Raw genomic sequence first — 12,244 nt, forward strand, 5'->3', positions numbered from 1 at the left:
TTTATCAATTTAACGAATTAAATTGCACTATAACGTCGTTAAAAATTTTTTATTTAGAACAACTAGATACAAAAATTTTTGCCTAGTTCTAGCGTAATTTTCTTAACGTTAAATAGACCCCATATATAAGCAGATTGGTATAAATCTCTTAACCAGAGTTCAGGTTAAGATATTTTAGAAGTAGTAATAAAAACGGTTGAATCTCAAATTTAGCCGTTTTTTTATACTTAAACTTAAGTGGTTGTTTGATAAATGAGCATTTGAAGATTCATCTTTAAAAATGCCTTGCACCTAGGGTAGCTATTTCATACTATAGCGCGCTGTTGCATTACACAATTGCAACACTGTGGAGGGATGGCTGAGTGGCTGAAGGCGCACGCCTGGAAAGTGTGTTTAGGTTTACCCCTAACGAGGGTTCGAATCCCTCTCCCTCCACCATTATTCTTGAAACCCAGCTATTTATTTAACTGGGTTTTTTAATAACAAAAAGTACTTAAATTATACCAATCCTCAATAATACCTTCTCAATTTGATTACTTAAACCTGAACTAACTGCGTTAAAAAATTATTCATATAAAGCAACACTATGTCATAATTTCGCCTTGTTATTGCGCTATTTTCTTAGCGCTATAACAGATCACTAATTTGATGCAATTTGTATAATCGCGAGTAAGTTAGGTTCTTTGTGAATTAAAAAGCTATTAAAATAAAACTATTATTATTTTTGAATATTAATTTAGAACTCTTTAATTAGGCCGCTAATTAACTGAGCTCAAACAAGTTTCATTAATTATGTAATTTATGTATTATAAGAATCCTCATACAGAGGGATCGTTGATGAAGAATGTACTACTAATTGTTACTGGTGCAAGCCCACAAGTATTGACAGAAACTCTTTTTGCGCTTTATCAGCAAGGCAAGCCTATTCCCGAAGAGATTTTTGTTATTACTACAAAAAGTACAAAGGTAATGCTTACCGATGGGTTATTTAAACAAAGTCACTTGGCTCAGCTAATAGCAGACTACCAACTTCCCAATATTAATCTCCCCGATGAAAATATATGGCTAATAGAAGACGATAAAGGCCAACCTATTAATGATGCTAAATCTGAAATAGAACAAACCTACATGGCCGACTTTATTACTCGTAAAGTGTTTGAGCTTACCAATAAAAACGATATTAGCATTCATGCATCTATTGCGGGTGGGCGTAAAACAATGGCGTTTTATTTAGGTTATGCCATGTCGTTGTTAGGGCGTGAGCAAGATTCGCTCAGTCATGTATTTGTTAATGATGAATTTGAATTCGTAAAAGACTTTTACTATCCAACGCCTTACAGCCAAGTTATCGACGGTAAAAACGGCGCTCAGGTTGATTGCATCAATGCAAAAGTAACCCTTGCCGAGATCCCATTTGTACGAATGCGTCAATCTATCGACGAAACTCTCATTGCCAATATGCAAAGTGCATCGTTTAGCCAAACAGTAGCAAGTTTAAATTCAGCCCATAAAAAAGATTTAACCCTTGAAATAAACGTAAAAGCAAAAATACTCACCTTTGCGGGTATTGAAATTAAACTTACCGCAAAAGAAACCGCCTTTTATTTATGGTTACATCAATACAGCCAAAGTGAACATAAAAGGCTAATTGTAGGGCGAAAATTTGAAGAGTGTACAAAACACAGCATAGAGTACTTAACACTATTACAAAAAAATAGCAGTGATTTACGTGTATTTCGTGACACGTTTGGCGTAGAACCAGAAGACTTCAGAGACGGTTTACACAGTAATTTAAAAGTAATGGAAAAAACCTTTGTACAGCAAACGCGCAGCCGCATAAACAATAAAATAAATAAGTTTCTGCCAAACGAACTTGCTAAAAAAATAGCGATTGACTCTAATAACCAAAGCTTTGAAACAAGCTACTGGTTAAGTGCAGCAACACATAATATAAAAATAAATATAACGGCTTAATATTCGCAAGCTTGCAAACGCATAAAAATAATAACGCATGGTAAATTAGTTGATAAGGAAGTAATCAGGAATGAAGCAATCAATGAACTTTGAACACATTCAATCTAAGTGGCCAGAGCTACACCAGTTAGCAGTTTTTGCAGAAGACTATGCGATTACCGATCCGCAAAGCTCATTGGTTAAGCTGCGTTGCTTTGCCGAAAAAGTAGTAGGCTACTTATACAAAGAACTTCGCTTACCTGTTTTACCAACGTCTAACATTTTTGATAAACTCATCGCCGACGACTTTACCAGTGCCGTACCGCGTTTAATTACTGATAAGCTCCATGCCATTCGTAAAAGTGGTAACCAAGCTGCCCACGAAGGCAAAGTAGATCAACAACAAGCTATTTGGATATTAAAAGAAAGCTACTTTGTAGCCTCTTATTTGTTTATGGCTTATGCAAATGGCACGCAACAAGCATGCCCTGAATTTAAAGCACCAGAGCAGATACCGCCAACTAATCAGAGTGATGCCCAGTTTACAAAAAAGAACAAGCAACTCACTCAGCAGCTAGCCGAAAATCAAGCCCGTTTAAAACGCGCACTTGACGAACTAGAAGCCGCAGAGCTTGCACAAAAACTAGCCCAGCAGCAAGCAGCAAAACTAAAACAAACTATTGATGCAGAAAAGCTCACTCAGGTTAAAACCCGAAATGAGCAAATTATTAACTCAAGTTTTAACTTTAGCGAAGATGAAACCCGTAAACGCATTATCGACTTAGATTTACGCAATGCAGGTTGGAATGTAGCACTTGACGACGAATCAACAGAAGACGTAGGCAAAGAAGTAAAAGTAACAGATCAACCTACAACAACAGGCATAGGTTATGTTGATTACGTATTATGGGATGACGACGGAAAGCCACTTGCTGTAATAGAAGCCAAACGCACCCGCGAAAATATCGAAAAAGGCCGCCAGCAAGCAACGCTTTATGCCAACGCACTCGAAAAGCAATTTGGGCAACGGCCCGTTATTTTTTACTCGAACGGTTGGGATATAAAAATTCTCGACGATGCGCAAGGTTATAACAGTCGTGGTTTATACGGTTACTACTCAAAAGATTCCCTGCAGTACTTAATAAAGCAACGCACGCTTAAAAAAGAGCTAAACACCACGCCAATAGATACCGTAGTAGCAGGGCGTTTGTATCAAATGGAAACCATAACTCGTGTATGTGAGCGCTTTAGCGACAAACACCGCAAAGCGCTTATTGTGCAAGCAACCGGCACAGGTAAAACACGCGTATCTATTGCCCTTGCAAAACGGCTGCTCGATGCTGGTTGGGCTAAGCGCGTACTGTTTTTATGTGACCGAAAAGAGCTACGTAAACAAGCAGGTAATGCCTTTACCGAGCATACCAAAGAGCCAGTACACATTGTAGGTAAAAGCGCTAAAAACACCGCAGCCAGTGCGCGTGTATTTATAGCAACGTACCCAGGCATGCTGCGTATAATGAACAAGTACGACGTAGGCCACTTTGACCTAATAGTAGCCGATGAATCGCACCGTTCAATTTATAATATTTATGGTGATATTTTTAAATACTTTGACGCGCTAGAAGTGGGCTTAACCGCCACACCAGTAGAAATGGTATCGCGCTCAACCTGTGATTTATTTAGCTGTGATTACAAAATGCCCACAGCCAATTACCCACTTGAAGACGCCATAGAACAAGGCAACTTAGTCCCTTACAAAATTGTAAGTTACACCACACAATTTTTACGCGAAGGCATTAAAAAAGACAATTTAACTGATGAGCAAATAGCCCAACTAGAAGAGCAAGGGATTGATCCGAACGAGCTCGACTTTGACGCAAAACAAATAGACGAAGCCATTAAAAATAAAGACACCAACAGGCTCATACTGCGTAACTTAATGGAAAAAGGCCTGCGTGACAAAGACGGACAGCTACCTGGTAAAACAATCATATTTGCCCGTAATATAGCCCACGCCGAATTAATGGCGCAGTTATTTAGTGAACTTTACCCGCAGCATGGTGCTAATTTTTGCCGCGTAATTCACTCAAAGTACGAACGCGCTGAAGAGCTAATAGACGACTTTAAATCAAGCGACGAAAACAGCGTACGTATAGCCGTATCGGTCGATATGCTCGACACCGGCATAGACGTACCAGAATGTGTGAACCTTGTATTTGCAAAACCCATAAAATCAAAAGTAAAGTTTTGGCAAATGATTGGCCGTGGCACACGCTTATGCGAAAACCTCTATGGCCCAGGTAAGCACAAAACTCACTTTTTAATATTCGACCATTGGGCAAATTTTGAATACTTTGATGAAAACCCAGAAGAAGAAGACGTAAAACAAGCTAAATCGCTATTACAAAAGCTATTTGAAGCGCGGGTAACTCTTGCACAAACCGCCCTAAAAAAAGCCAATATGGATGTGTTTGACCAAACAATTAAATTAATTCACGACGATATTTGTTTACTGCCAATGGAATCAATATCGGTGCGCGACAACTGGCAAGTGGTCGAAACCTGTAAAGACCTAAAACGCCTTAATCAGTTTATTCCTGATGATGTACAAACGTTACTAGAAGAAGTAGCGCCGCTTATGCAATGGCGTAACATTATGGGGCAAAGTGAAGCCTATAAATTTGATTCTGAGCTAACCACCATTCAAACGCTGTTACTTACCGACTCTAGCCAAGTTGATTTAGCAAAACAAAATGTAATGAATAAAGTTGAATCACTTCAAATGCATTTAAACGAAGTGCGCAGCAAAGCACCTGCAATAGCAGAAATACAAACACAGCAGTATTGGCAGTATTTAACCCATGCAGCGCTTGAGCAAAGCCGCATTAATTTACGCAGTATTATACACTTGCGTAATAAAGACATAACACCGCCAAAAAGTGACTTTGTGCTTGATATAAAAGAAGACGCAAACCAAATACACGAAGCCAACAGACTTACAAAAATAGTCTCTATTGATTATCAAATATACCGTCAAGAGGTTGAAAAAACACTCACCCCATTATTTGAAACCGACAGCGTACTTAAAAAAATCCGCAATGGCGAACAAGTAACCGAAGCCGACTTAGCGCAATTAAGCTCGTTAGTGCATACGCAAAACCCAAGTGTTGATTTAAATACATTAAAAGAGTTTTTTCCCGAATCAACCGCTAGCTTAGACAAAATATTGCGTACCATAGTCGGCATGGACAAAAACGCCATAGAGCAGAGCTTTACAACCTTTGTGCAGCAAATACACACCCATGTAAATGCCAAGCAACAGCGCTTTATTGGTATGTTAAAAAATCACTTAATTCGCCACGGCTCTATTGAAATAGCCCAGCTTTACGATGCACCTTTTACACAAATACACGACATGGGGCTCGATGGCGTATTTAGCCAGCAACAAGCCGACGTAATAGAGCAATTTATTAAGCAGTTTGACGTGAAACTAGGCGATAAAAATCAATCTGTTGAAAAAGAGGTGAGGGTGTAAATGGCTAATAAAGTAGAAGTTTATCAATCTGATGATGGTGCGTTGCAATTATCAGTTTCATTAAAGAACGAATCAGTATGGCTTACTCAAGCAGATATGTCTGTACTGTTTGATAAAAACAAACGTACAGTGTCTGAGCATATTCGTAATATTTTTAAAGATGAAGAGTTAATAGAAGAAGCAGTTGTCCGGAATTTCCGGACAACTGCCTCAGATGGCAAAAATTATACAGTAAACCATTATAATCTTGACGTTATTATTTCTGTGGGTTATCGCGTTAAATCTAAAAATGGGGTGCGCTTTCGCCAGTGGGCGACTAAAACGTTAAAGCAGCATTTATTAAAAGGCTATACCTTAAATCAAGAGCGATTAGCACAAAATGCAACAGAGCTAGAAAACGCATTACAACTCGTTAAGCGTATTGCTGTTTTGCCACAAAACAGTGAGTTTGGTGCAGGGCTTGTAGATATAATTGCCAGTTACACGCAAACCTTTTTATGGCTGCAACAGTACGACGAGGGGCTACTTAACTCTCCTAAAGGGGAATTAGGTGGGTCACTTACACTGCTTGATGATGCAAAAATCGCGATTTCACAGCTTAAGCAAAACCTTACAAACAAAGGTGAAGCCACTAAGCTATTTGCACAAGAGCGTAACAGCGGCCTAAATGCAATTTGGGGCGCGTTAGAGCAAAGTGTATTTGGTGAGCCTGCCTATCCAAGCATAGAAAGTAAAGCGGCGCATTTATTATATTTTGTTGTAAAAAACCACCCATTTAGTGATGGCAATAAACGCACCGCAGCATTTTTATTTGTCGATTTTCTAAATCGTAACAAACGCCTGTTAAATGAAAATTACCAACCGGTAATAAACGACACAGGCTTAGCGGCAATAACCTTATTAGTAGCAGAGTCAAACCCTAAAGAAAAAGACACCATTATTCGCTTAATCGAAAATTTATTAAGTCAAAATTAAATAGCACAAAAAGTAGATTGGATAAGCGAAGCGCCATCCAACAACGTGATATAAAAAATTAATTAACACAATGAGCGCAATAAACCGCTCACAATAGGAACACTATGATAACCGGACCTTTAAAAAGTAAAATAGACAAACTATGGGAAGAATTTTGGACAGGCGGAATAACTAACCCGCTTACCGTAGTAGAGCAAATTACTTTTTTAATGTACGCCCGTATGCTCGACATGAACGAGCAAGCCGACGAAAAACGAAGCGCACGTACTAAGCAGCCGTTTAACAGGCGCTTTAGTGACGCCGAGCAACATATTCGTTGGCAAAACCTGCGCCATTTAGGCGCAGAAGAGTTATACAAACTAGTTAAAGATGAGCTGTTCCCGTTTTTTTCAAAAACCTCAGGCGACGTATCGCCAGAAGGCGCGGTATTTAACGAGTTTATGAAAGACGCGCAATTAATGATTCAAAAGCAAAGCCTATTGGTAAAAGCCGTTGAAATGGTAAACGACTTACCCCTTGAAAATTCAGACACCAAAGGCGATTTGTACGAATACCTTTTAAGTAAGCTCACCACCGCAGGCATTAACGGCCAATTTAGAACGCCGCGCCACATTATACGCGCCATGGTCGAAATGATGGACCCAAGCACCACCAGCCAAATTTGTGACCCATCTACCGGCACCGGTGGCTTTTTATCGGTAAGTTACGAATACCTTTTACAAAAATACACATCAGCCGAGGGCATCGAGCGCGAACCAGTGCTTGACGTAAATGGCAATATACAGCTTGATGACAGCGGCAAACCGCTTGAAAACTTGCTTTACTCAGGTGACTTAATAACTCCAGAGCAGCGCACCCACATTGATACAAACATGTTCAACGGCTTTGACTTTGACGCCACCATGCTGCGCGTGGCCGCCATGAACTTAGTAATGCATGGCATTAAACAACCGGGCATTCATTATCAAGATACCCTAAGCCAAAACTTTAAAGAGCACTACCCGCAAAAGGCAAAAGAAGGCTACGACATAATACTCGCCAACCCGCCATTTAAAGGCAGCCTAGACGAAGAGGACGTATGCCCTGAGTTATTACGTAAAGTAAAAACTAAAAAAACCGAGCTGCTATTTGTTGCCCTTATAGAGCGCATGTTAAAAGTAGGCGGGCAGTCGGCCACTATCGTGCCCGACGGCGTATTATTTGGCTCATCAAAAGCGCACGTACAACTGCGCCAAATGCTGGTAGATAACAACCAGCTAGAAGCCGTAATTTCACTGCCAAGCGGTGTGTTTAAACCCTACGCCGGTGTATCAACCGCCATACTCATATTCACCAAAGGCGGCCCTGGCTCAAAAGGAACAGACCACGTCTGGTTTTACGACGTACAAGCCGATGGTTTTAGCTTGGATGACAAGCGCACCCCTATAAAAGCTAACGACTTACCAAGCCTAATTAGCGAATTTAAAGCTCGCGATAAAGCTCAGGCAACAAGCGGTAGCAATGATAAAACCCAAAAGGCGTTTTGGGTAAGTAAAGACGAAATAGCCAGCAATAAATATGACCTGTCAATCAACCGCTACAAAGAAGTGGTATACGAAGAAGAAAGCTACGATCCGCCAAAAGAGATTTTAGGTAAATTAGTGAGCTTAGAAAACGAAATACTCGCTGATTTGAAAGAGCTGGAGGGGATGCTGTGAGCTTTTTTGGAAATCAAAGTAATTGGCAATTGCGATCTTTAAAAGAAATAGCGACTCTAAAAAGAGGATATGATCTCCCTACAAAACTCAGAACTGCTGGAAATGTACCTATTTATGCTGCTAATGGTCAAAATGGCAGTCATAATGAGGCAAAAATAAAAGGACCAGGAGTTATAACAGGTAGGTCAGGCACTATTGGCAAGGTTCATTATACTAGCACTGATTATTGGCCGCTAAATACATCATTATACGTGACTAATTTCCATGGGAATGATCCCAAATGGGTTTTTTACATGTTAAAAGCTTTCCAATTAGAACGCTTTGTTGAAGGGGCTGGTGTACCAACACTTAACCGAAATTTAGTTCATGATGAGCTTATCCCACTACCCCCACTGGACGAGCAAAAACGCATCGCCGCGATTTTAGACAAAGCCGACGCCACCCGCCGCAAACGCCAACAAGCCATCCAACTCGCCGACGACTTCCTACGCAGCGTATTCCTAGACATGTTCGGCGATCCCGTCACCAACCCAAAGGGCTGGGAAGTTAAAAAGTTTGGTGAAGTAGGTACATTAGATCGTGGAAAATCGAAGCACCGGCCTAGAAATGATCCAAAGTTGTTAGGTGGCGAACATCCATTAATACAGACTGGCGATGTTGCCAAATCTGGTGGATATATAACATCTTACAGTGCAACTTATTCTGACTTTGGTTTAGCCCAAAGTAAAAAATGGAAAGCGGGGACACTTTGCATAACTATTGCAGCAAATATTGCAAAAACGGGTATCTTAACTTTTGAGGCGTGTTTCCCTGACAGCGTAGTCGGATTTAAACCAAATCAATTAGTTACAACAGAGTATGTTCAAACTTGGCTTAGCTTTTTGCAGAAAATCCTTGAAGCTAACGCCCCTGAATCTGCTCAAAAAAATATTAACCTAGCTATATTACGTGATTTGGATATTCCTTTACCACCGATAGAACAACAAATTCGTTTTACGAATACTGTTGAAAAAATAAATGAGCTTAAGAGAAAGTTGAATAATTCTAGTAAGTTAAATAAAGATGGTTTTAACTCACTAAGCCAAAAAGCCTTTGCTGGCCAGTTATAACAAAAAATAAGTAATACCCAATAAACTAAGGGAGTAGTAAATATGTTGGATTTTATGCCATCGGAGCATTGGTTGATACCGCAATCTGTATTAGGGGTATCGTTTTGGCTTGCATTAATAGCCGTATTTGTAGCTGCTTTGATCTCGATTATTATACTTACGGTTAAGAGCAATAGTCGAGTAAAGCAAGTTAGGCACATTATTAATGGTGAATCTATCAGCACGCTTTATGATAATAGCTTGGCTATTAGCGAGCGTGCTAAAGCGTCAAAATCTAAAATAGTGCACAGCCTGTGGCATGAATTTGGTGAAAGCTTAGTAAAAGACGACCGCTTACAACGTATTTATAATACGCTGGACGCGGAGCACTTTTTTAACCATAAAACCCTTTCTGCTGGGCTTACATCTAATCGATTATTAGCGGCTACCCCCTCATTTTTAACCGCAATTGGTGTGTTAGGTACCTTTATGGGCCTCACTATGGGCTTGCGTGATATAAATATTGGCAGTGACGATATAGAAGTATTAAAAGTTGGCATAAACAGCATGATGAGTGGTGCCGCTTTCGCCTTTGTTACCTCTGTATGGGGGGTAGGTTTGAGCTTACTGCTCAACTTTATTGAAAAAATAGCGGAGCGTTTAATCATACGAAATATTACTGCTGTGCAACACCGCATTGATTTTTTATATCCGCGCTTGCCTGCTGAAAAATCACTTGTTGATATTTCTAAAAACACCAGTGATAGCAGTGAGGCTTTAAAGGAATTGCATGAGCGAATTGGTGATAAATTACAGGAGACGATTTCGGGTGTGAGTGACAGCATGCAAGATGCTTTTACTAACGCACTTAATAATGTAATGGCACCTGCTATGCAGTCGTTAGTCAGTAATACCAGCCAACAAACCAGCGGCGTGTTGGAGCATTTAATTAGTAACTTTACTGAGAGCATGCAAGCGGCAGGTAGAGGCCAAGGTGAGCTTATACAAAAGTCGACTGAGCAAATGCACGAGGCCGTAAGTAGCCTGAGCGGGCAAATGAGCGCAGTGCTTGAGCAAAGCAGTAAGCAAGCTGAGTTACTGGCTGAGCAACAAGCGGGGGCATCATCGCAATTTAATCAGCAACTCGAAGCGATGCTGAGCAAAAGTGAAGAACGCCAACAGCTTATGGAGCAAAAGTTATTTACGGCGATCGAATCGCAGCAGCAATCCCAAGCGACGCGTGAAGCAAACCATGTAGATAATTTACAGTCGGTATTAGGTGGTTGGTTAACTGAGCAATCGCAAACTCTTAATAAGCTTTCTGACTCTATGGCCGAAGTACAAAGCGCTATGGGCGAATCGAACCGTGGATTTGTTAATGAGCTTTCTAGCCAAAACGAAAAAACAACTGCGCAGCAACAAGCGTTTACCAATGGCCTTGAAACAAGTTTACAAAGCTTTATGCAAAGCTCTGAGCAGCGCCAAAAGGCGCTTGAAGAAACGTTTGGCTCATTAATTAACAGCCAACAGCTTGAAGCCTCAAAGCGTGACTCAGAGTATCGTGAGCAATTACAAACGCAGTTAGGTAAGTGGCTAGCACAACAAGACCAAATGCTTACCTCGATGACTGATGCAGTAAAACGTACGCAAACGCATATGGATTCGGTTATTGCACAGCATAAAGACGTTATAGGGGAGCTTAAAACGGTTGCTGAGTCATCTGCTACTAGTAGCCAAAACCTGAGTAATAGCGCAAACCAAATTGGGGTGTTATCGGGTAATTTATTAAAAGCAACTGAGCTGTTTGATACGCGCTTAGGTGACATGACCGACACTATTAAAGGTATTTCTGCTCAGAATGATGCATTAGCAAGCCACGTAATTGAGCAAGCTAAAGTGCTAAGAGGGCTTGAAACGTCGCTTGTTGCTACAACAGAGCAGTTTGGCAGTACGGCTAAATTAGCTCAAAGCGGCTTTAGCGAAATGAAAACACACCAAAGTGAGTTTATACATGGTGTTGAGGCATCGTTTGAAGGGCTAAGTAATACGTTAGCTAAGCAAGTGTCTGATATTGAAAAGCAAACGAATGAGTGGTTACGCAGCTATTCATCAGAAGTAAATACGCAAGTTAAAGAGCGTATGGAGACCTGGAATACCACAACGCTTGAATTTGGTGATCAGATGCGCCGTACAGTAAGTTCTATTTCTGATTTAGTGGATGAATTGGAGCGTAGCTAATGCGAGTATTTAGAAGCAACCAAGTAAGTGTTGACGAAGAAAACCCTTATTGGATGTCGTTTTCGGATATTTTGTCGGGCTTACTTATTTTATTTGTTTTAGCTTCTGTTGTGTTAATGGTTGAGCTTATGGAAGCCAAAGAAGAGCTTGAAAATAAGCAACAAGCATTTACCCAAGAGCTAGAAATGCTGCACATGGCTGAGGGTGTTCGTAAAACGATATTACATGAAGCTGCTGAGTTACTGCGTAAGCGAGGCATACAAGTTACGGTTAGCGAAAATGAAACTGTATTAAGTATTCCTAACGATATTTTAGGATTTGATAGCGCTGCATTTAATATAAGTCCGCAGTTTGAAGGCACTGCACTTGAAATTGGTGAGGTGCTAGCTGAGGTTATAAATAAAGATAACCGTGAGCAATTCCTCGATACTATTTTTATTGAAGGGCACACCGACAGTAAAAACTTTAACGGAATGCTGGGCAAAGGTAATTGGGGATTATCGACCTTTAGGGCGATTTCGTTATGGGAGCTTTGGAGTAAGTTACTGCCAAGCCAACATGATTTAGCAGGTATTACTAACAAAGAAGGTAATCCGCTTTTTTCGGTTAGCGGCTATGCGGCAACACGTAGAATGGTAGTTGAAGAGTTAACAGAAAGTGATTTTAGGTCTAACAGGCGAATAGACATACGCTTTACTATTCGCAGACCCACTAGTGCAGAATATGAAACGGTAAGAAGCCGTTTGGAGATGCCTTAA

Annotated in this window: 7 protein-coding genes and 1 tRNA gene; all 8 read left to right on the forward strand. The window is 40.4% G+C overall.

Annotation, left to right across the window (positions count from 1 at the left end; genetic code table 11):
• Positions 1–348: 348 nt before the first annotated feature.
• A tRNA-Ser gene (locus CWB66_RS13945) sits at positions 349–438 on the forward strand.
• Positions 439–837: 399 nt separating this feature from the next.
• Complete coding sequence (gene csm6, locus CWB66_RS13950; protein ID WP_138585844.1) at positions 838–1,974, forward strand: CRISPR-associated ring nuclease Csm6; 1,137 nt, start codon at positions 838–840, stop codon at positions 1,972–1,974.
• Between the two features lie 70 nt (positions 1,975–2,044).
• Positions 2,045–5,488 (forward strand): type I restriction endonuclease subunit R, encoded by a 3,444-nt coding sequence (locus tag CWB66_RS13955; protein ID WP_138585845.1) that lies wholly within the window; start codon positions 2,045–2,047, stop codon positions 5,486–5,488.
• Positions 5,489–6,463: a virulence RhuM family protein/type II toxin-antitoxin system death-on-curing family toxin gene (locus CWB66_RS13960; protein WP_138585846.1), complete on the forward strand. Its 975-nt coding sequence runs from the start codon at positions 5,489–5,491 to the stop codon at positions 6,461–6,463. It abuts the gene before it with no gap.
• Positions 6,464–6,567: 104 nt separating this feature from the next.
• Positions 6,568–8,160 carry a type I restriction-modification system subunit M gene (locus CWB66_RS13965; RefSeq protein WP_138585847.1) on the forward strand — a complete coding sequence of 531 codons (1,593 nt, stop codon included), beginning with the start codon at positions 6,568–6,570 and terminating at the stop codon, positions 8,158–8,160.
• On the forward strand, positions 8,157–9,269 hold the full coding sequence (locus CWB66_RS13970) for a restriction endonuclease subunit S (RefSeq protein ID WP_138585848.1): 1,113 nt from the start codon (positions 8,157–8,159) through the stop codon (positions 9,267–9,269). Before CWB66_RS13965 ends, CWB66_RS13970 begins: the two co-directional genes overlap by 4 nt.
• 42 nt (positions 9,270–9,311) lie before the next feature.
• Entirely contained in the window at positions 9,312–11,486 is a 2,175-nt protein-coding gene (zorA, locus tag CWB66_RS13975) for an anti-phage ZorAB system protein ZorA (protein ID WP_138585849.1), read from the forward strand.
• A complete protein-coding gene (locus CWB66_RS13980; RefSeq protein WP_138585850.1) occupies positions 11,486–12,244 on the forward strand; it encodes an OmpA/MotB family protein in 759 nt (252 codons plus the stop codon). The genes zorA and CWB66_RS13980 overlap by 1 nt, the downstream gene beginning before the upstream one ends.

It is taken from the genome of Pseudoalteromonas sp. S558 (genome assembly GCF_005886635.1).
Classification (GTDB): domain Bacteria; phylum Pseudomonadota; class Gammaproteobacteria; order Enterobacterales; family Alteromonadaceae; genus Pseudoalteromonas; species Pseudoalteromonas aliena.